Source organism: Autumnicola musiva (genome assembly GCF_031846585.1).
In the GTDB taxonomy this organism is placed as follows: domain Bacteria; phylum Bacteroidota; class Bacteroidia; order Flavobacteriales; family Flavobacteriaceae; genus Autumnicola; species Autumnicola musiva.
This window is the reverse complement of sequence record NZ_JAVRHK010000023.1, coordinates 16343-37451: the sequence shown is the minus strand read 5'-3', so window position 1 is coordinate 37451 and position 21109 is coordinate 16343. Positions and strand designations below refer to the sequence as shown.

At 37.8% G+C, this 21109-nt stretch carries 16 protein-coding genes and 2 pseudogenes; 16 read left to right on the top strand and 2 right to left on the bottom strand.

The window, feature by feature from the left end:
* Nucleotides 1–44: 44 nt before the first annotated feature.
* Complete coding sequence (locus tag RM539_RS18175) at nt 45–215, bottom strand: JAB domain-containing protein (protein WP_432264643.1); 171 nt, start codon at nt 213–215, stop codon at nt 45–47.
* Between the two features lie 25 nt (nt 216–240).
* Nucleotides 241–591, bottom strand: a complete 351-nt coding sequence (locus tag RM539_RS18170; RefSeq protein WP_311504845.1) for a single-stranded DNA-binding protein — start codon at nt 589–591, stop codon at nt 241–243.
* A gap of 571 nt (nt 592–1162) precedes the next feature.
* On the opposite strand from RM539_RS18170, the gene RM539_RS18165 reads away from it, so the two are divergent.
* From RM539_RS18165 to RM539_RS20165, 16 genes and pseudogenes are all read left to right on the top strand, one after another.
* Nucleotides 1163–2188 carry a LacI family DNA-binding transcriptional regulator gene (locus tag RM539_RS18165; protein WP_311504844.1) on the top strand — a complete coding sequence of 342 codons (1026 nt, stop codon included), beginning with the start codon at nt 1163–1165 and terminating at the stop codon, nt 2186–2188.
* A gap of 142 nt (nt 2189–2330) precedes the next feature.
* Complete coding sequence (locus RM539_RS18160; RefSeq protein ID WP_311504843.1) at nt 2331–3473, top strand: glycoside hydrolase family 172 protein; 1143 nt, start codon at nt 2331–2333, stop codon at nt 3471–3473.
* An 11-nt stretch (nt 3474–3484) separates the two neighbouring features.
* Nucleotides 3485–4735: a DUF6786 family protein gene (locus RM539_RS18155; protein WP_311504842.1), complete on the top strand. Its 1251-nt coding sequence runs from the start codon at nt 3485–3487 to the stop codon at nt 4733–4735.
* A 12-nt stretch (nt 4736–4747) separates the two neighbouring features.
* Nucleotides 4748–6523, top strand: a complete 1776-nt coding sequence (locus tag RM539_RS18150; protein ID WP_311504841.1) for an L-fucose isomerase — start codon at nt 4748–4750, stop codon at nt 6521–6523.
* 51 nt (nt 6524–6574) lie between these two features.
* On the top strand, nt 6575–7849 hold the full coding sequence (gene fucP, locus RM539_RS18145; protein ID WP_311504840.1) for an L-fucose:H+ symporter permease: 1275 nt from the start codon (nt 6575–6577) through the stop codon (nt 7847–7849).
* Between the two features lie 22 nt (nt 7850–7871).
* A complete protein-coding gene (locus RM539_RS18140; protein WP_311504839.1) occupies nt 7872–8087 on the top strand; it encodes a hypothetical protein in 216 nt (71 codons plus the stop codon).
* Nucleotides 8084–8227 carry a hypothetical protein gene (locus RM539_RS18135; RefSeq protein WP_311504838.1) on the top strand — a complete coding sequence of 48 codons (144 nt, stop codon included), beginning with the start codon at nt 8084–8086 and terminating at the stop codon, nt 8225–8227. Before RM539_RS18140 ends, RM539_RS18135 begins: the two co-directional genes overlap by 4 nt.
* 445 nt (nt 8228–8672) lie before the next feature.
* Complete coding sequence (locus RM539_RS18130) at nt 8673–11837, top strand: SusC/RagA family TonB-linked outer membrane protein (protein ID WP_311504837.1); 3165 nt, start codon at nt 8673–8675, stop codon at nt 11835–11837.
* 10 nt (nt 11838–11847) lie between these two features.
* A complete protein-coding gene (locus RM539_RS18125) occupies nt 11848–13581 on the top strand; it encodes a RagB/SusD family nutrient uptake outer membrane protein (protein ID WP_311504836.1) in 1734 nt (577 codons plus the stop codon).
* A gap of 196 nt (nt 13582–13777) precedes the next feature.
* Nucleotides 13778–15817: a glycoside hydrolase family 172 protein gene (locus tag RM539_RS18120; protein WP_311504835.1), complete on the top strand. Its 2040-nt coding sequence runs from the start codon at nt 13778–13780 to the stop codon at nt 15815–15817.
* Between the two features lie 349 nt (nt 15818–16166).
* Nucleotides 16167–17738 (top strand): sulfatase family protein, encoded by a 1572-nt coding sequence (locus RM539_RS18115; protein WP_311504834.1) that lies wholly within the window; start codon nt 16167–16169, stop codon nt 17736–17738.
* Between the two features lie 18 nt (nt 17739–17756).
* On the top strand, nt 17757–17903 hold the full coding sequence (locus RM539_RS18110) for a hypothetical protein (protein ID WP_311504833.1): 147 nt from the start codon (nt 17757–17759) through the stop codon (nt 17901–17903).
* 104 nt (nt 17904–18007) lie between these two features.
* On the top strand, nt 18008–19816 hold the full coding sequence (locus RM539_RS18105; protein ID WP_311504832.1) for a glycoside hydrolase family 172 protein: 1809 nt from the start codon (nt 18008–18010) through the stop codon (nt 19814–19816).
* Nucleotides 19756–20082 carry a hypothetical protein gene (locus RM539_RS18100; protein WP_311504854.1) on the top strand — a complete coding sequence of 109 codons (327 nt, stop codon included), beginning with the start codon at nt 19756–19758 and terminating at the stop codon, nt 20080–20082. The genes RM539_RS18105 and RM539_RS18100 overlap by 61 nt, the downstream gene beginning before the upstream one ends.
* Before the next feature lie 462 nt (nt 20083–20544).
* Nucleotides 20545–20640: pseudogene (locus RM539_RS18095) on the top strand (IS200/IS605 family transposase); the annotation flags it as partial.
* A gap of 89 nt (nt 20641–20729) precedes the next feature.
* Nucleotides 20730–20894 (top strand): annotated as a pseudogene (locus RM539_RS20165) (DUF1572 family protein); the annotation flags it as partial.
* Nucleotides 20895–21109: the final 215 nt, after the last annotated feature.

Genomic DNA, 21109 nt, shown 5'->3' with positions numbered 1-21109 from the left:
AAAAAGCCCTTGTGTAACAAAGGCTTTTTAAAAAGGAAGAAAGATTACAACAATCCTTCATCGGCAAAACTGAAGTAATCCCCTTCAGGAGTCAAAATTAGATGATCGAGGACTTTGATATCGAGAAGTTCCCCGGCTTTTTTAATCTTCTGGGTTAGTGCTTTGTCCGGTTCACTGGGGTGAAGGGTTCCTGACGGATGATTGTGCGAAAGCACCAGAGAACCTCTTTGTTTTTGTAGTTTAGTTTTCTTGTTTGTTAGTTGATGTTCCCAAAAACAGGATCTCATGCACCAGGATTTCGGTGATATATTGTTTTTCCCCTGCCTCGTTTTCATAGGTGCGGGTGGTTAATTTGCCTCCAATAGCAACTTCTTTTCCTTTAGTGAGGTAAGTTTGGGCAAGCTGTGCCTGTTTGCCCCAGGCCACGAGGTTATGCCATTGGGTCTGCTGGATTTTTTCTCCATCCTTAAGATAGTTGTCATTGGTGGCCAGGGAGAACCGAACCACAAGATTTCCCTTTTCGAACCTGTGGGATTTAGGATTTTCTCCCACGTGTCCAATTAACTGCACTTTGTTTCTAAGCGTTTTCATAATGATAAGATTTAAAGATTTATAATTGATTTTTAATGATTTACTTATTGCATCCTGAACGTTTTCCTTTTTTTGATGCAATACCTTTTCAAAATTTAGAATTAGGGAGGACTTATAAATAGGGAGCGAAGGGACCGGCTTTATGCAGTCCGGACTAACTTCTGAATTTTGGTATTTCGCATCACAAAAAAAGGTAGTGGCAGTGGGAGGCCGGGCAGGAGTTCTAATGAGAAAAGGAAGAATACAAACAAAAGCAGGAAGCGGAATTAAAATAAAACATGGAAATCCACTTTGGCGGACTTAAGTGGAAAAGCATACCTGGAGTAAAAGGGGGAGTCACTTGTATTCTGGATGAACAGAACAGCTCATTTATAAAATTAAAATATATTCAGTGTTTAGATTTATCTTTATGAATGGAAAATCCCATTATCATTTGAAGAATAATTCACCTCATATTTTATTTGCTAGAAAATGGGCATACATAGTGGGAATAAAAAGTCTAAACCTATTTCATAGATATGCTTATTATCCTATCAGGAAGTGTATATTTGGCTCTGATTAATCGATTAAAATGAAGAAAAAAGTCTCCTTAAAGGATATAGCAAAAAAAGTTGGTGTTTCTACAGCTACAGTCTCTTATGTCTTATCGAAGGGAAAGGAAAGTGGGGTTAGTGCAGAAGTCTCAGAAAAAGTAAAAAAGGCCGCAAAAGAGTTGAAATATCAGCCTAACCAGATTGCCAAAAGCCTCAAAATGGGTAAAACCTTTACTATTGGATTAATAGTAGCTGATATTTCGAATCCTTTTTTTGCTCATATAGCACGTATAATAGAAGATGAAGCGACCAGGCTTAATTACACGGTGATTTTCGGAAGTTCTGATGAAAAATCGGATAAGTCCTGGGATTTAATCCAGTTTCTAACAAATCGCCAGGTAGATGGTTTTATTATTGCTCCTACCGAGAATTCTGAAAAGCAAATTAAATACTTAAAAGAGCAGCACATACCTTTTGTGTTAATTGATAGATATTTTCCGGAAATTTCATCTAATTATGTAGTTATTGATAATTTTAAGGCAGCGTATAAAGCAGTTAACCGCTTGATTGAAACAGGTAACCAGCAAATAGGGATTGTTGCCTATTCCAATTCTCTGTACCATATGAGGGAACGGGTGAGAGGTTATAAAAGTGCTATGGGGGATAATACTTTAGAAGTAAAAAATGAATGGCTTCACGAAATTGATTTCTCCGATATAAAGCTTGGTGTGAAGAAAGCAATTGATGAGCTGCTATTAGAAAAAAAACCTGTAGAAGCTATTTTTTTTGCCACTAACACTCTCGCTGTTCACGGTCTGAAATATATAGATGAATTAAATCTCAAAGTTGGGGAAGATTTAGCTATAGTAAGTTTTGATGAGGGGGAAGCATTTGATTTTTACTATTGTCCATTATCCTATATAAAACAACCTTTGTCAGAACTTGCCGAGAATGCTGTAGCAATACTGACCAAGCAAATTTCTGATCACGAGGCAAAAGAAGAACAGGTTTGTCTTGAAGCGGAATTGGTAATTAGGGAATCCTGTCAAAGAAGCAATTCCTAATGATGTAAGAATCCACTGCTAATTTTGCGAAATTCTTTTCTTTTAGGTGGAGTATTTAAAAGTAATTAAAAATAAATTTTTCTATTTAATCGATTAAATTTATATTTGGATAAACAGATTTAATCGTTTAAACATTTCATTTATGAGGATTCAATTTTTTTTATTACTGGTATTTAATATTATTTCTTTTATCGGTTCTTCTCAAGAAGGAAGATTTAACGGATTAAATATGAGCCTGGGAAATGTATATCGAGTTTCGGATGCAGAAACCAGATCGATTAGTCCTGAAAACTTTACGGGAGAACCCGGAAAAGGAGGTATGGCTGAATTGGGAGAAGGTACAGGTAGTGAACCTGCCCGTGAATTAGGACAAGGGTGGAAGGTAAGTCCATCCGTCAAGATAGAACCGGGGGGAACTTTCACTTTGGCTGAAATCACCGATGAGGGTGTAATTCAACATATCTGGATGACACCCACAGGGAACTGGCGATTTTCAATTTTACGTTTTTACTGGGATGATGAAAAAGAACCCTCGATCGAAGTTCCTGTAGGTGATTTTTTCGGTATGGGATGGGGCGAATATGCCCACCTAAATTCTCAACCTGTTACTGTAAATCCAGGAAGTGCTTTTAATTCTTACTGGCCGATGCCATTTAGGAAGAAATGTAGAATCACAATGGAAAATATAGGATCACGTGAAATGTTCTTGTATTATCAAATAGATTATACATTGACAGATGTTCCTGAAGATGCGGCTTACCTACATGCACAATTTCGAAGAAGTAATCCAACTAAAGGCTCCATTCATACTTTAGTAGATGGTATAAAGGGTAAAGGCCACTATGTAGGTACTTATCTGGCATGGCAGGTTAATAATAAAGGCTGGTGGGGTGAAGGAGAAATAAAGTTTTATATGGATGGGGATAAAAAATTCCCAACTATAGCAGGAACGGGTACAGAAGATTATTTCCTGGGTTCGTATAATTTTGATCGAAATGGGGAATACCAATATTTTTCGACCCCGTTTGCTGGCCTACACCAAATTATCCGCCCCGATGGGAATTATAATTCTCAACAGCGCTTTGGAATGTATCGTTGGCATATTCAGGATCCAATAAGGTTTGATAAAGAATTGAAAGTAACTATCCAGGATTTGGGGTGGAGAAGTGACCATCGCTATCTTCAGCAGAAATCTGATATTAGTTCAGTAGTGTATTGGTACCAGTTAGAACCACATGCTTCTTTTCCTGCCCTTCCTTCCAAAGATGATCTAGAGGTAAATTAAATATTATAATAATGCGCTATTCAACACTATTAAAAGCTATATCGATTTCGTTTTTGATCTCGTGTGGTAATCAAACTAAACAGGAAGAAAAAGGGATGCAGGGAAAAACTTTTGAAAAAGGAAGCCTGGGCTATGATCTGGAATTTCTAAAAGAAAAAGACCAGCAACTTATTACGCTGTCACAGGATAGTAGCTATGTGATTATTTCTCCTAAATATCAGGGTAAGGTATTTACTTCGTCTGCCTCAGGGAAAAACGGCAGGAGTTTCGGATGGATCAATTATGAAGCTTTTGATGGAGAAGAAGACCCGCATATGAATGCATACGGGGGAGAAAACAGGTTTTGGTTAGGACCTGAGGGCAGCAAATTTTCTCTATTTTTTATGCCTAACAGTGAAATGACTTTTGAAAATTGGAAAACTCCTGCTGCAGTTGATACCGAAAGCTGGGAAGTGACGGATAAAAGCTCCAAAAGAGTTGCAATGCAAAAGCAAATGTCTCTGGTGAATTATGCAGGGACTTCGCTTAACATTAAAGCCACTCGAGATATAAGTATTCTTGATAAGCAGGCGATGGAAGAGCTGCTGAATGTTCAAGTTAATAACAATGTGGAAGGAGTGGGGTTTAAAACAGAAAACACAATTACGAATAGCGGAGAGAACCCCTGGACAGAAGAAACCGGTGCTCCCTGCATATGGATATTGGATATGTTTACACCTTCAGAAGAAACTGTCATTGTAATTCCATATAATGAAGATGCCGAAGGCAAGGTAGCTACAACCGATTATTTTGGCCAGATCCCGGATGAAAGGATTAATTATGACGGGGGGAAGCTGTTTTTTAAGGCCGATGGGAAGTCTAGAGGTAAACTCGGGATTCCTCCGCAAAGGGCTAAAACCACCGCCGGAAGCTACGATGCCTTAAATAAAATACTAACGATTACTCTTTTTGAAGTAGATAATGGTGGAGTTTACCTGAACCAGGAATGGACGCCGGAGAAAGATCCCTTAGCGGGAGATGCCGTAAATGCCTATAACGACGGGCCGCTGGAAGATGATTCTCAAATGGGGCCGTTTTATGAAATTGAAAGCGTGTCACCTGCCGCCTTTCTAAAGCCTGATGAAAAGCTTACACACCAACATAGTGTTTTTCATTTCACAGGTAATGAAGAACAACTTGATCAAATTTCACAAGCAGTGCTCGGTGTAAGCCTGGAAGAAATCAAAAATGCTTTTCAAAATAAAAATTCAACAGAGAAATAATCATTTAAAATTATGCTGAAAATCAACAAATATCCTAAAATAGGGATTCGCCCCATAATTGACGGAAGGCTTGGAGGAGTCCGTGAATCATTAGAAGAGAAAACAATGTCTATGGCTAAAGCAGTAGCGGAATTGTTTAAAAAAGAATTAAAGTATCCAGATGGTAAACCTTATGAATGCGTGATAGCCGATTCCTGTATAGGAGGGGTAAAAGAAGCAGTTAATTGCGAAGAAAAATTCAAGGCAGAGAACGTAGGTGTTTCCCTTTCCGTTACTCCCTGCTGGGCTTATGGCACTGAAACAATGGATCTTGATCCTCACATTCCCAAAGCTATTTGGGGTTTTAATGGAACTGAAAGACCGGGAGGAGTATATTTAGCGGCTACTCTGGCAGCTCATAATCAAAAAGGACTCCCGGCATTTGGAATTTACGGAAAAGATGTGCAGGATTTGAATGACGGAGATATTACTGAAGATGTGCAGGAGAAGCTACTTAGTTTTGCAAGGGCCGGTATGGCCGTAGCGCTCATGAAAGGAAAGTCCTATCTGGCCATAGGAAGTGTTTCTATGGGTATCGCTGGTTCTGCCGTTGATCCTGACTTTTTTCAAACATTCCTTGGCATGCGAAACGAATATGTTGATTCCACTGAAGTTTTAAGACGGATAGAGAAGGGCATTTACGCTAAGGAAGAATATGAAAAAGCACTTGCCTGGACAAAGAAGAATTGCAGGGAAGGTGAAGATTATAACGAAGAAGAAAAACAGCGTTCACGGGAGCAAAAAGATGAAGATTGGGAATTTGTAGTAAAAATGACCCTGATTATTCGTGATTTAATGGAGGGGAATCCTAAGCTTAAGGAAATTGGTTTTGGAGAAGAATCTTTTGGACATGAAGCAATTGTATCTGGTTTCCAGGGACAGCGGCAATGGACGGATTTTCTGCCCAACGGAGATTTTTCTGAAGCTATCCTTAATTCTTCATTTGACTGGAATGGAATTCGTTCTCCGTATTTAGTGGCTACAGAAAATGATGCTTTAAATGGAGTCTCCATGCTTTTTAATTATTTATTGACCAATACAGCGCAAATATTTGCTGATGTTAGAACCTATTGGAGTCCTGAGGCTGTAGAACGGGTAACCGGATGGAAACCGGAAGGAAGAGCAGAAAATGGATTTATACATTTGATAAATTCGGGATCGGCTACCCTTGATGGATCCGGAAGGCAGACCCGCGACGGGAAACCTGTTATGAAACCTCACTGGGAAATTACCGAAGAGGAAGTTGAGGATTGCCTGGAGGCGACAACATGGTACCCCGCCAGCTTAGGCTATTTTAGAGGAGGGGGGTATTCTTCAAATTTTCTTACTAAAGGGGGAATGCCGGTAACAATGTGCAGGATCAATCTGGTAAAGGGAATAGGCCCTACATTACAAATTGCGGAAGGTTGGAGTATTGATCTGCCGGAAAATGCACATAATACTTTAGATGCAAGAACCGATAGAACATGGCCTACCACCTGGTTCGTTCCGCGTTTGACTGATGATGTAGCTTTTTCCGATGTGTATTCGGTTATGAATAACTGGGGATCTAACCACGCAGCAATCTCGTATTCACATATTGGAAAGGATCTTATCACCCTGGCTTCTATGTTAAGGATCCCGGTGTGTATGCATAATGTAGCCCCGGGAGAAATATTCAGGCCTACCGCATGGAATTCCTTTGGAATGGATAAAGAAGGATCAGACTATCGCGCCTGCCAAACTTACGGCCCCCTTTATAAAGGATAGTTTATTTAGTTCTGCATTTCAGTATTTAAAAACTTAATAAGAAATTATTTCATGAAAAGTAAAGCATCAAAAGTGTCTTTAATCAGACCAGGAAATACCTGGCCTTTTATACTTGTTACCAGCCTTTTCTTTCTCTGGGGATTAGCCAATAATATGACAGACACCTTATTAGCCGCTTTCAAACGGATAATGAGCATGTCAGATTTTCAAACTTCCTGGATTCAGCTTGCCTTTTACGGTTCGTATTTTTTGCTTGCCCTGCCGGCAGCTATTCTTATTAAGAAGTATACTTATAAGTCAGGTGTTCTGGTTGGCTTGGGGCTTTTTATTATTGGTGCTTTACTTTTTTATCCCGCCAGCATCACGATGGTTTACGGGCATTTTCTAGCGGCCTTGTTTATTTTGGCAGGGGGATTATCTATCCTGGAAACGGCTTCCAATCCCTATATCATAGCCATGGGGCCGGAAGAAACTGGTACGAGAAGGCTCAATTGGGCGCAATCTTTTAATCCCATAGGATCCATTTCCGGAGTGTTATTAAGTAAATTTTTTATTCTTTCTCATTTAAACCTGTCCAGTGCGGAGCAGCGAGCTGCAATGAATGCACAGGAGCTTAAAGCTATCCAATCTGAAGAGCTTACTTCGGTAATGGGTACTTATGTAGGGGTGGCTTTTCTGTTGATTATTATATGGCTTTTGGTGAAATTTACTAAAATGCCTAAAGCTTCAGAAGAAGAGAATAATATAAACCTGGTGCCAAGCCTAAAAAGACTTTTAAGTAATGCAAATTACCAATGGTCAGTAATCGCACAGTTCTTTTATATGGGAGCCCAAATTGGAGTATGGTCATATACCATACGATATGTAATGCAGGAACTGAACCTTAATGAGGATGATGCTTCCACATATTATCTCGCCTCTTTAATATTATTTGCGGCCTCTAGATTCGTCTTTACAGGTTTAATGAAATTCTTTAGCCCTAGAAGTTTACTTTTAATAAGTGCCCTTGGTGGCGGAATCTGTACCCTTCTGGTAATATACGGCAGTGGATATCTGGGGGTTTGGGCCTTAGTGGCAATATCCGGGTTTATGTCGCTTATGTTTCCAACTATATATGGTTTAGGAATGAGGCGTCTAGGACAGGATAGTAAAATTGGAGGTTCCGGCCTTATTATGGCTATTCTTGGAGGAGCGGTTTTAACTGCGGTACAGGGGCAAATCTCTGACATTACTCAAAATATAAATCTTTCCTTTTATATGCCCTTGTTTTGTTTCGTCGTAGTAGCAGCGTATGCAGTGATTCAAAGAAAATTAGAAGCAGTATAGTTTGTATCAACAATTTGTTTTTATGAGTATTAAAAGAAAATATGTGATTGGAGTAGATTTCGGTACAAGTTCTGTCCGTGCTATTCTTACTGATGTCCATACCGGCAAAGAAAAAGCAGCGTCAGAATGTTTTTATCCGAAATGGAAAGAAAGCCGTTTTTGTGATGCTTCAAAAAACCAGTTTCGGCAGCATCCTTTGGACCATATTTACCGCATGCCTAAAAATGCACAGATTTGAATAAACATTTGCATTGGGGGCATCTATGTTTGCTGCAACAGTGGCAAATATATCCAAAAGTAGAGGATGCTATGGAGAAGCTGGGGCAAGGATTTGAGAAAGAATATTATTCCGATGATAGAAAACATGAAGGTTCATAATCTCAGGTACGAGAAATATAGAACTGTATATTTTGATAGATCAGTAATTTAGAAGTCCACTGTCGCTTAAAATTTGTAGACATAAAAATTTTTGTTCTGTTTGATTGCACCAAGTTGAGTTCCATTTCAGTAAAATTTCCAAAACAGTACCAATGTTGCGGATGTGTGAAAGCATTTCATGAACTAAAATTGAATTTGGCAAAAAGCACAGGTAAGACGGAAATAAAGAGAAGAAATATTACTCGATGAAAAATATATAGCGAAAACGTTTTATTTACGATTTAGGTAAACTAATTCCACTGTTATTAACTATAAAGTAAAATTTAAACGATTAAATTTGTTTAACTATAAATAAATGCTATCTTTAAAAAGTTATAGAAAAGTTAATATGCCAATGCTTAATCGATTAAATAACGATACAGTAATTTTTTAATTAATTATAAAAATGATGAAAACAATTAACTCTTATGGTAGGCTTACGGGTCTATATGAAAAAAAGATAAAGCTATTACTTTTAACATCTACATTAATTTTGGGGATTCATTTGACAGTTTTTTCATCCCCGACCTCCACCTCAATTAATTTTGGTGCACACAACATTATTGACCAGGATTATGTATCTGGTATAGTCAAGGATGGTGCAGGTATTCCTATACCTGGTGTGAACGTTATAATAAAGGGCACCAATCAAGGTACAATGACCAATATGGATGGTGAGTTTCAGATTACAGCTTCCACCAATGATATTTTAGTATTTTCTTCTATAGGTTTTGAAAATCAGGAAATTGCGGTTGCCGATGAATTTAATATTGAAATAGTTTTAACTGAAAATGTTTCGGAGTTGGGAGAAGTTGTTGTTGTAGGATACGACACTCAAAGAAAGATTACTTCTACAAGTGCTGTTAGCAGTGTGAAAGGAGAAGAGATCGAAGATGTACCAGTTGGAAATATTACGTCTGCTTTAGCTGGACGAGTACCGGGATTACAAGTGATGAATCGCGGGGGCCAGCCGGGCGCCGATGGTGCTTTTTTAAATATTAGGGGGTTTGGCGCCCCTCTTATTCTGGTTGATGGGGTGCCACAAGACCCAGGTAATATTGACCCGAATGAAATAGAAAGTATAAATGTTTTAAAAGATGCCTCAGCCTCAGTCTATGGGGCTCGGGCTGGAAATGGAGTTATTTTGGTAACTACAAAAAGGGGTGTGCTTGGAAAGCCTACATTTAGTTTCAATTATTCTTCAAGTATTTCTGAGCCTACAAAAATAGTGGAATTGGCTGATGCCCCTACATATGCACGTTTAGTTAACCAAGCCGATTTATCTAATGGTGTGGAACCTACTTATTCCGAAGAAGAAATAAGTCTTTTTGAGCAAGGTACCAACCCACAGTACCCAAATACAGATTGGTGGGATGAGACTTTTAGAAAATGGGCTCCAATGAATGATTTTAACTTGAACGTAAGGGGCGGAACTGAAAATGTAAAATATTTCTTATCAGCAGGATACCTTAATCAGGAAAGTATCCTGCGCACCAATGATATTAATTTCGAAAGATTCAGTTTTAGGTCCAATCTAGATGCCCAAATTTCCGAAACCTTTGAAATTGGTGTTGATATAAGTGGAAGAAAAGAATATAGAAATACCCCAGGCAGGGGGATTGATGTAATTATGTTAGCGGTTCAGGCGGCCAAACCTACTGAACCTGCGAGTTTTCCCGATAGTAGTAGACCAACTTATCCTGGATATGATGCTGGTTGGGCAAATCCACTTCCTATATCAAACAGAGACTATTCAGGTTATACAAATGATAATTTTCAATCCATAAGAGGAACTCTTAACATGAATTATGATATGGTGAATTTTATAAAAGGATTAAATGTGGAGCTTAAAGCTGATTATAGGGCCAATGATTCTTTTATTAAGAACTGGAGTACTCCTTTTACCTATTATAATTATAATTATGAAGAAGATACTTATCAAGAATCCTCTGTATTCAATAGTGGAAGAACGAGTTTAAATCAAAATTATAGAAAAGATTGGTTAGCCTACGGTTATCTAAGATTCAATTATAACCGGTCTTTTAATGATCATAAAATTTCTGCTATGGTTCTGGGCGAAGCCCTGGCAAGTAGAGCCGATTATTTTGGTGCATACCGTGAAGGATTTATTACAGATGAAATTGATCAACTCTTCGCCGGTAGCGATGAAAATAAGGATAACAATGGAGGTGCGTCTGAAGATGGAAGAATGTCTTATGTAGGAACTTTAGGCTACAACTTCAAAAATAAATATTTAGCCGATTTTGTGCTAAGAGCTGATGGTTCTTCAAGATTTTATGAAGACAATCGTTGGGGCTATTTTCCTGCTATTTCTGTAGGGTGGAGAATAAATGAAGAAGATTTTTTTAAGAATAACATTGATTCTTTCGATAATTTGAAATTAAGGATGAGTTATGGTCAAGCGGGCGATGAGGCTACTGTAATGTTTAATTACCTTACCGGTTATCAATTTGCATCATCATATGTCTTTGGTCAAAATGAGACAATTGAAAGAGGGATTGCTTCCAGGGGATTAGCAAATCCTGCAGCAAGGTGGGCTCAAACCACAACCTACAATATAGGACTTGACGGTAATATTGATGAAAGTGCTTTATATTTCGAAGTTGATGCTTTTTATAGGAGAAAAAGTGATATCCTGGCAACCAGAGTTCTTTCCGTTCCAAGTACATTTGGTGCGAGTTTACCTCAGGAAAATATTAACAGCCAGGATGATAGGGGGTTTGAATTACTATTAGGACATTCAGGTAATATAGGTGAGTTTAATTATGATGTGAGTGCAAACTTTTCATGGGCGCGAAGCAAATGGATACATTTTGAAGAACCAGAATTTGTCTCAGAAGAAGAAAGAAGGAGACGACAGTTAAGCGGGCAGTGGACCAATATTAGTTGGGGGTATGAAACCGATGGTTTGTTTACTACACAAGAAGAAATAGACAATTGGGCGGATATAACCAATGGAGCCAATAATAATGTCATACGCCCTGGAGATATAAAATATATAGATCAAAACGAGGATGGGGTCATTAATTGGATGGATGAAGTACAGTTAGGTAAAACCGTTCAACCTGAGATATTCTATGGAATGAATTTAAATTTAGAATATAAAAACTTTGGATTAACAGCATTGCTACAGGGTGCAGCCAACTATTCAGTTTTTTATAGTGACCAGTTCAAGGCTCCCTTTGGAGTTAATTTCGTTCCATTTCAATTCTGGGAAGATGCTTGGACTACCGAGAATCCAAATCCTCAAAGTTCTTTGCCTAGAATAAGGTATGGAGCTCAGATGACTCATCCTAATGGATATGCTTCAGATTTCTGGATAGTTGAGAATGCCTATTTTATACGTTTAAAAGATGTACAATTGAGTTATACATTACCTAATTCTATAGTAGAAAGTATTGGATTCCAAAATATAAGATTATATGCTCAAGGATATAATTTAGCAGCGATAACAAATGTGAGATATCGTGACCCGGAATCAGATAATAGTTCAGGTCGAAATTATCCCCATCAGAGAACTTTAAGTATTGGTGCAAATTTAAAATTTTAAAATAATAATCATGAAAAATAAATTAATCATATTGTTCATAGCGATAGTTGGGTTTATCTCTTGTGAAGATCCTTTAGATAAAGAGCCCTTAGATATTATTTCTGATGCCCAGGTGTGGAATGATGAAGATCTTGTTGACTCTTATTTAACCCATTTATATAGTGTGACGAATTTTAATGATGTATTTGGTGATTTTCAGTACAAAAATGTTGTTGTTACAGATGAAGCAAGAACATGTTTTGGATGGAGTAGCCTTCTCAATGTATTTACTTTAGGCGTTATAAATCCTGATAATATTGCTAATCGAGATTATTTAGGTTATTGGGAATATAATATCATTAGGGGGTATAATGAATTCCTCATGCAAATTAATAATAGCAATTTGTCTCCAGAGTTTGTAGAAAATCGCTCTGCAGAAGTGAGATTTTTAAGGGCTTTTCATTATTACAATTTGGCAATGCGCTACGGGGGAGTTCCCCTAATTACGGAACCTCAAGAAGTTGATGATCAGAATCTTTTTGTGAGTAGAAATACAGAATTGGAGATCTATAAATTTATTTTGGAAGAATTAAATGAGATTATTGAAGTACTACCAGAAGAATACAATGCAGAAAATTATGCGCGAGTTAGCAAATATGCGGCCTTAGCTCTTAAAAGTAGAGCAATGTTATATGCGGGAAGTATTGCAAAAAACGGTTCTATGCAATTAGACGGCATTCTAGGTGTTCCTTCTTCAGAGGCATCTCGTTTCTATGAAGAATCTTATAATGCCTCGAAAGAAATAGTTGAAAGTGGAAGATTTGCTTTATTTAATCGGTATCCTAATGATAAAGTTCAGAATTATCAATCTTTATTTTTAGAAGAAAATAATTCTGAAGTAATCTTTGTGAAAAAATATGTGGGCGAAGATTATGGTCATGATTATGACTATTATAATCAACCATTATCTTATAAGCCTTTTGTTGCCAGTGTTATAAACCCTACACTGGAAATGGTAGATTCCTATGAATTTATAGACGGATCTCCTGGTTCTTCTATTAATTATGATCAGGAAATTTCAACCCTTGAGTTATATAGGGATAAAGATCCTCGTTTTCATGCATCCATTTTATATAATGAGGCTCCGTGGATTGATAGTGAAATAGAAACATTTTACTTTTCAATTGATTCAGATATTAGTTCTGATCCCAGAGATAATTCCCTTTCCGGAAGGGGCAAAGATGTTAATACCGATCCCTACGCTGGTGCTACTCAAACCGGCTTTTTTGTCAAGAAATATTTACAGCCTGAAAGGGGAATTCCTCTTGGTGGGTATTCGGATACCGACTTCATTGTTTTTCGTTTAGGTGAGATATATTTAAACCTCGGTGAAGCATCTTATGAATTAAATCGGCCTGCAGAGGCTCAGGAAGCCATTAATATGATTAGAGGCAGAGCGGGAATGCCACTCCATACTTCTATTGACTCCGAAAAAATTAGACATGAACGAAAAATTGAATTGGCCTTCGAAGGAATTCGCTTCTGGGATGTAAGAAGATGGAGGACTGCAGAAGAAAAACTAAGTGGTGTGTTTCACAAGCTTACAGCCTATTATATAAGATCTCGTGATACTTATGGTTATTTAATTCAGAATGCACAAGGTGATAGAGTTCGGAGTTTTATGAAAGATCATTATTATATGCCTCTGCAAAGAAGCCATATAACAGAAAATCCAAATTTGGTGCAAAATCCTGGGTATAATTAATATAATAGCACAACTGGCCTTTTGAAGACAGTGTGTGGAAGGTTTGGCTTTTATCAAGCTCTTTTTTTATAGGTAAGATTTAAAACAAATTTACTTATCTATCATGCAGTAATATTATATCTAATTCAAATAATTAAAATCAATAATAAAAATAGGAACAGGGATGCTGTTCATATACCAAATAAGAAAATTAAATATGAGAAAGTTAAGTTTATGGCTAATAGTTTTTGTTTTCTTAGCCTGTGAAGAGGAAAAGAAAAGCGTTAGCTATTTGGAAGTGGTCAATAAATTGACAGATCTAAAAGCACTCGCAAAATTGCCGGAGTCGGGAGAAAATAGTGCCATGTGGTCCAGTTATGATCGCGAAAGTAAAATAGATCCCGAAACGGGAGAATTTATTAAATGGGATGCAAATAACGATGGCTTAAAACCGCAGTTCATAAGGAAAGAAGGGGACAAAGAAGTTTTGGCAGAAATGGAAGGGCCAGGTGCAATTGTGCGTATATGGTCGGCAAGTCCACGTAATGGACAGGTGAAAATTTATATAGATGGACAGGAAGAACCGGTTGTAGACCTGCCTTTTATCGACTATTTTAAGCCCTCTATTCCCGCCTTCGATTTCTCCGAACTGGTTTACGAAACCAATGCCAGGGGATTCAACAATTATGTGCCAATAACATATAAAAAATCTTGTAAGGTGGTTGCTGAACCGGGATGGGGACAATATTATCAATTTAATTACATCAGTTTTCCCGAGGGAACAGAAGTAGAGCCTTTTGATTCTCAGTTAAAAGAAACCAATCGCGCAGCCTTAGAAAAAGTTAATTCATTTTTTGCTGAAGACATGGGTGAATCACCTTATAAATCTGAAAATCCCGTTGCTCAAATTCAAGAACAGGTTTCTGCGGGAGAAGAAAAACAGGTTTATAAGCTCAATGATGCCGGGGCTATCTCGTCACTAAAAGCTAGAGTGACCATTAAGGATAGTTCAAAAACAGAAGAAATATTGCGTAAGGTTGTATTAAAAATTAAATGGGATGGAGAAGAAGAAGCTGCAGTATGGTCTCCTTTAGGCGATTTTTTTGGAACTTCTCCGGGTTGGAACGAATATAAAACTCTTCCTATGGGGATGACAAAAGATTGGATGTACAGTTACTGGTATATGCCTTATGAAGATGGAGCTGAAATTATAATTCACAACGAATATGGCGAAGACGTAGAAATTGAAATGGAGATTGCACATGAATCTTTGGAGGAAGTTCAGGGTATGGGAAGATTTCACGCTAAATGGCACCGTGACCTTGAACCTTTGAAAGAAGAACGCTGGCCAGATTGGACACTTTTGGAAACTGAAGGAAGAGGAAGATTTGTTGGTACTCATTTAAATGTTTGGAGCCCAAAGGGGGGAAGCTGTAGTTTAGGAGGACCCGGGCAACATTGGTGGGGTGAAGGTGACGAAAAATTCTTTATAGATGGTGAAGATTTTCCTTCCACTTTTGGAACCGGTACTGAAGATTATTTTGGTTATGCCTGGTGTATTCCTTCAGTATTTGCACATGCTTTTCATAGTCAAACACAGGATAATGACAATATGGGGTATCAACCTATGAACCGCTGGCATGTGATTGATAATATCCCTTTTCAGAAATCTTTTGATGGTTATTTGGAAAAGTATTTTCCTAACCATTGGCCCACTCAATATGCGACAGTTGTATACTGGTACCTAGAGCCAGGAGGTAAGGATCCTCTGGGGCAAGTTGCGGTAGAGGAAAGATATGGCTACGAAACACCTTTTGAGGTTTACAGGGAAGAAAGTGTGGTAGAAGGAGAGGATTTGAAAATTGAAAAGAACACTGGCGGTTGGGGTTCTGATGTCTGGACTCACGAGGATTTATTTAAAGAAGTAAGTGGACATAAAATCCTTATATGGAATGCCAATCCCAATAATAAAAATGAGCTTGTAACCAACTTTGAATGGCCTGAAGAAGGGACTTATGAAGTGGAAGCTAATATTATAAAATCAAAACAAGGTGGAGAATTCACTTTAAAACTAAATGGGACAGATTTGCAACCAATAAATTTTTATTCTGATTCTGATGAGCAAAAGACTGAAAGGATAGTCTTGGGAACAGTACAATTAGAACCTGGAATCCAAAACCTCGTAATAAACTGGAAAGGCCAAAAAGAAGATGGTAAAAACCTACGTCTGGATTATTTAAAGTATAGTAAAAAATAAAAAAACGAATAGGGAAACATTATTCGGCTTTAAAGGAAATTAATCAGTAGGAGAAAAATAGATGATTTCAGGGATTAGTGAAAAAAGGACATTTTTGGGGTTTGAAACACTCAAAGATCCAGACTATATGTTTTATGATGATGCCTAAACTTTGTATGGTACATGGAGGTTATTTTAATTCCTAACAACGTACAAGAACCATGTTGAAGGTTTGAGGAAAGGTCTCAAGAAGAATGCCTTCCGCTTCAGATTTTTCAGGTGTTCTTTCCCAGTATACTAAATGGATTGAACGCTAACTTGGAAATAAATCTTGGTTATTAAAAAAATGAAAATGTTCAAAATTTATCGAATGAGAAAACAAGCAAAGAGAAACAAACGCCTATTGTGGTTGTGTGCTCTACTTTTTACCTATGGGGCGGATTATGTAAAAGCTCAAAATATTGATAATAATACCAAGCCCAATGTTATAATTATAAATGTAGATGATTTAGGGTATGGAGATACCGGGGTCTATGGAGCAACTAAGGTAAAAACTCCAAATATTGATAAGCTGGCGGGCGAAGGAAGAAGATTTACAGATTTTCATTCGGCCTCAGCAGTATGTTCCCCATCACGATATGCCTTAATTACCGGAGAATACCCGGCACGCAAAGATTTGTGGTCGCCAATTTTTTTAAGGACCTCCTTAGTGATTGATACTACCCAAATGACTGTTGGTAAAGTGATGAAAAATGCAGGTTACTCAACAGGAATCATAGGGAAATGGCATTTAGGCTTTGGTAACGAAACTCCTATAGACTGGAATAAAGAATTAAAACCAGGACCTTTAGAGTTAGGTTTTGACTATTATTTTGGAGTTCCCGTTTTAAATAGTCACCCTCCTTTCGTGTATGTAGAAAACCATAAGGTGGTAGGACTTACTCCAAACGATCCAATGGTATATGGTACCCACGCTGAAACCCGCTGGTTCCCGGAGAAATTTGGACTGGAGGAAATAGGAGGCGGAAGATCCGCCCATCAATTATATGATGATCGTATGGTTGGGACAACTTTAAAAGATAAAGCTATTGGTTATATTAAGGAAAACAAAGATCACCCTTTCTTTCTCTACTTTGCTACTACTAATATTCATCATCCTTTTACTCCGGCACCCAGGTTTATAGGAACAAGTGAGGCGGGGCGTTACGGTGATTTTATTCACGAATTGGACTGGATGGTGGGGGAAGTGATGAAAACTTTGGATGACGAGGGCCTTGCCGATAACACTTTATTGATTCTTACCAGTGATAATGGCGGTATGTTAAATCAGGGAGGTCAACATGCTTACGAATTAGGTCACCATCAAAATGGAGAACTTCTGGGCTTCAAATTTGATGCCTGGGAAGGAGGACATCGTGTGCCTTTAATTATTCGCTGGCCAGATAAGGTTCCGGCAGGAACAGTATCAGACGAGATATTATCTAATGTAGATTTTCTTGCCACTTTAGCCGCGCTGGTAAATTATGATTTAAAAAAGGAAGAAGGACCTGATAGTTATAACATGTTACCTGCATTTATGGGGGCATCTTCTAAACCTATCCGTAATAAACTTCTAATAAGCCCTTCCAGTAAAAACCATATTTCTGTTCGCAAAGGTAAATGGATGTTTATAGATGGACAGGGTGGTGGTGGTTTTGCAGCGCAGAAGGTTGGAGCCCATGCATTCGGCGGGGCTGCTGCCTTTCCTTTTACAGGACAAGAAAACAGTGATATCGAAAATGGTATAATTAAGGACAATGCCCCTCCCGCACAACTTTATGACTTAGAGAAAGATCCTTATGAATCTATAAATGTTTATGAAAAGTATCCAAAGGTGGTAAAAGAAATGAAAATGCTAATAAAAGAAATTTTGGAATCAAGCGGTAATTTAAATAGTAAGTGATTTTATGATTATGTTGAAATGAAAAATTTGCCTGAGAAAACTGTTGGATTTCATGCCTGTTACAATGCCGCACTGACTGAGGAAAACAAGGAGATTGGAGAAAATAAATTGCCGTCGCTGGGCTACCAGTTTAATGAGAATAAAACAGGGGAAGAAAATTATTAGATTACTGATATTCACGGAAAAGCTCATTTTGATATAAGCAGAGCTCTTTAAATGCATAAATTCTTATGAAAATTTCATAGTCAGATTTATAAAACATACAATTCATGCATAAACACTTCATTGAAATTTTTATATTCTTTCTTTTTATTTTTTATTCTGCAGATTTTCTGGGTCAGGAAAGAATTAGTTTTCAGAGTTTATTATCTGAAATGACTCACCGGGAATCTGTAGCACGATTTCCTAACCCAGAGTTTAAACTGGGTCAGGCCAGTAGCTATGATCGGAGATCTAAAGTTCCTAAAGGTAGCGAGTGGTATGCCAACAAGGATAATTCAAATTTTATTCGGAAGGAAACCAATAATGGCAGGACTGAACATGTGCTTTTAGATGAGAAAGGACCCGATGCTATTGTCAGGTTTTGGGCCACCTTCGGAAACAAAACCGGAGGAAATGGAACTTTACGCTTTTACTTTGACGATGCTGATACTCCGGAAATAGAAGGAGATCCTCGAATGATTTTGGGGGAATCGACTTTAGTGGGCTATCCGTTGAGCGCTTCAGAACCGCAGGAATCTACCTATAAGCTCAGGGGCTTCAATTTGTATTTGCCTTTGCCTTACGAGAAAAGCTGTAAAATCACTTATGAAAGCGAATTTGTAGATATTAAAGTGCAATCACCAGATTATGAAGCTGCTTTTTATAATATAAACTATCGGAGTTATCCTAAAGGAACCTCAATTGAAACCTTCAGTAAAGAGATCCTTGAAAAGAATACTAAGCTGGTTCAAAAAACTAATGATATTTTACATACTCAGCAATATGTCCCGGCCGATGGAACACAAACAAATAAAGAGACAGAAAATATTCGGATAAAGCCTGGTGAAACTTATAAGATGAATATTGAAGGAAGCCGGGCTATCAATAAAATTCGATTTAAACTTGATGCTGAAGACCTCAGTCAGGGACTTCGGAGCACGGTAGTAAAATTTCAGTTTGATGGCAAAAAAACTACCTGGTCGCCGGTTGGGGACTTTTTCGGCACAGGATATAACGTTCGGCCTGTTAGAAATTGGTATCAACAGGTAGATGCTGAAGGGTATTTGAGTTGTTTCTGGATAATGCCTTTTAGGGAAAAAGCGACAATTGAAATTCACAATTTGGGCAATCAGACTGTGAATTTAATCGATTTTGAGCTGTCGCATCAAACTTGGGCCTGGGATAATCGCAGCCTTTATTTTGGGACAAGTTGGAAAAATTACCCTGGGCTCTATACCAGCAAAAACGAAGAACATTTTGATGTTAATTATACCGAAATTCAAGGGAAAGGTGTATATGTTGGAGATGTACTTACGCTTTTTAATACCCTGAATGGCTGGTGGGGAGAAGGTGATGAAAAAATATATATAGACGGCGAGGAATTCCCTTCCCATTTTGGGACAGGAACAGAAGATTACTATGGGTACGCCTGGTCGCGTTGGGAAAAGATTTTTTCCCATCCCTATATAGGTCAGCCAGATGGAAGCGGGAATATGAAACCTGGTTACGTGGTGAATTTGCGGGTGAGGGGACTTGATGCGATTCCTTTCAATAACCATCTGAAGTTAGATATGGAAATGTGGCACTGGTTCAAGGCTGCCCGGATAGATTATGCGCCGACTACCTTTTATTATCTGGATCCGCAGGCTGAAGTATGGGTAAAGCCAGACCCATCCGGTGCCAAACGTAAGGTTACCATAGTCCGTTCACAGCTTTTTTCTAATAAATGGACGGGTAAAAGACTGGAGGCGGAAGATACAAAGGTTCTAAATGGGAATAGAGAAGCACTAATCTACCAGTATAATCCAAATTTGGAATGGGGGGGGATACTCAAATTCTATGGCCTGCCAGTGCAGAAGATAAAGTTCTTGAATTGAGTTTTGAGTATGATAAGAAGGAGAAGAGACGTACTATGGCACAATTAACGAAAGCAAAAGATTATGGGAAATTTTCTATTACTGTAAATGGAGGTACTCCAGTGACCTGGAATGGATATTCTCCTAATTTAGTTACGGAAAAGTTATATTTGGGAGAAATTCAGCTGTTGAAAGGAGTTAACACTATTGAAATTAAATTCATGAAGAATGTGCCAGGTTTACTGCGTGAGAATTTCGGTATAGATTATTTAGAATTTCAGGATTAAAATATTGAAGGAGATTTATTAATTATGTTATTATACAGTATGAAATCGACCGGCACTAAAAAAGTTCAAATTTAGACACTTAAAAGGTTAAAACGGGAGCACCTAATGAATACATAGACTATGCGGCTTCAAAAGGAGCAATTGATGTTTTTACAATAGGACTTTCTGAAGGAATACGCGTGAATGGCGTAAGGTCTGCCTTTATTTTCACAGACATCCATGCAGATGGTGGAGAGTCCGGGCGTGTAGAAAGAATTAAAAACAATGTTCCTATGAAAAGAAGGGGCGGCCCAAGAAGTTGCAGAAGCTATATTATGGTTAGCCTCTGAAAAATCATCCTATTCCACCGGAACTTTTATCGCTGTAACAGGAGGCAACTAAATATGTAGTACCTATGTCTAAAATTTAATCTCTGAGGGTTTAATTCCCCGCTGCTTGCAGCGTAAGTAATATTATTTGTGTATGTCAGAGAGCAAGTATATACACAAATCGAATAATGTTTCGGTATTGCTCTACCATTTTGTTTGTCCAGCAAAATATCGCAGAGTAGTTTTTGATAATATTATTATGAAAACAAGTTATTTATCCAGTACTGTTAAATAGTTTGAACTACGGACGGCGAAAAACCCTAGCCTAATCGGGATGCCGAATTTGAAAACGATATTACTACCTGGGAAGAACTGCTAGATTACTGGAATAAAGGGTGGAAATGTTTACTTAGTACCCTCGCAAATCTTAAAGATGAACAATTAGAAGATATAGTATATATCCGAAATGATGGTCATACAATTATGGAGGCACTTAACCGATAACTTGCACATTACCCATATCATATAGGACAAATTATTATATAGGTAAATGGCCATAAATGATAAGTGGGAAAGTTTATCCATTCCACGGAATAAACCAATGACTATAATAAAAGGAAATTTTCCCAGGAGAAAATAAAAAGACATTATACAGAAGATTTGTAAATACTGATTATTTATGGATTTTACTAATAGGATTGAAAAACACCAGGCAATAA

Excerpts from the sequence above, each read along its gene's own strand:
- RM539_RS18170 (WP_311504845.1), bottom strand. The coding sequence starts at position 591 with ATGAAAACGCTTAGAAACAAAGTGCAGTTAATTGGACACGTGGGAGAA.
- RM539_RS18165 (WP_311504844.1), top strand. The coding sequence starts at position 1,163 with ATGAAGAAAAAAGTCTCCTTAAAGGATATAGCAAAAAAAGTTGGTGTT.
- RM539_RS18160 (WP_311504843.1), top strand. The coding sequence starts at position 2,331 with ATGAGGATTCAATTTTTTTTATTACTGGTATTTAATATTATTTCTTTT.
- RM539_RS18155 (WP_311504842.1), top strand. The coding sequence starts at position 3,485 with ATGCGCTATTCAACACTATTAAAAGCTATATCGATTTCGTTTTTGATC.
- RM539_RS18150 (WP_311504841.1), top strand. The coding sequence starts at position 4,748 with ATGCTGAAAATCAACAAATATCCTAAAATAGGGATTCGCCCCATAATT.
- fucP (WP_311504840.1), top strand. The coding sequence starts at position 6,575 with ATGAAAAGTAAAGCATCAAAAGTGTCTTTAATCAGACCAGGAAATACC.
- RM539_RS18140 (WP_311504839.1), top strand. The coding sequence starts at position 7,872 with ATGAGTATTAAAAGAAAATATGTGATTGGAGTAGATTTCGGTACAAGT.
- RM539_RS18130 (WP_311504837.1), top strand. The coding sequence starts at position 8,673 with ATGATGAAAACAATTAACTCTTATGGTAGGCTTACGGGTCTATATGAA.
- RM539_RS18125 (WP_311504836.1), top strand. The coding sequence starts at position 11,848 with ATGAAAAATAAATTAATCATATTGTTCATAGCGATAGTTGGGTTTATC.
- RM539_RS18120 (WP_311504835.1), top strand. The coding sequence starts at position 13,778 with ATGAGAAAGTTAAGTTTATGGCTAATAGTTTTTGTTTTCTTAGCCTGT.
- RM539_RS18115 (WP_311504834.1), top strand. The coding sequence starts at position 16,167 with ATGAGAAAACAAGCAAAGAGAAACAAACGCCTATTGTGGTTGTGTGCT.
- RM539_RS18110 (WP_311504833.1), top strand. The coding sequence starts at position 17,757 with ATGAAAAATTTGCCTGAGAAAACTGTTGGATTTCATGCCTGTTACAAT.
- RM539_RS18105 (WP_311504832.1), top strand. The coding sequence starts at position 18,008 with ATGCATAAACACTTCATTGAAATTTTTATATTCTTTCTTTTTATTTTT.
- RM539_RS18100 (WP_311504854.1), top strand. The coding sequence starts at position 19,756 with ATGGGGGGGGATACTCAAATTCTATGGCCTGCCAGTGCAGAAGATAAA.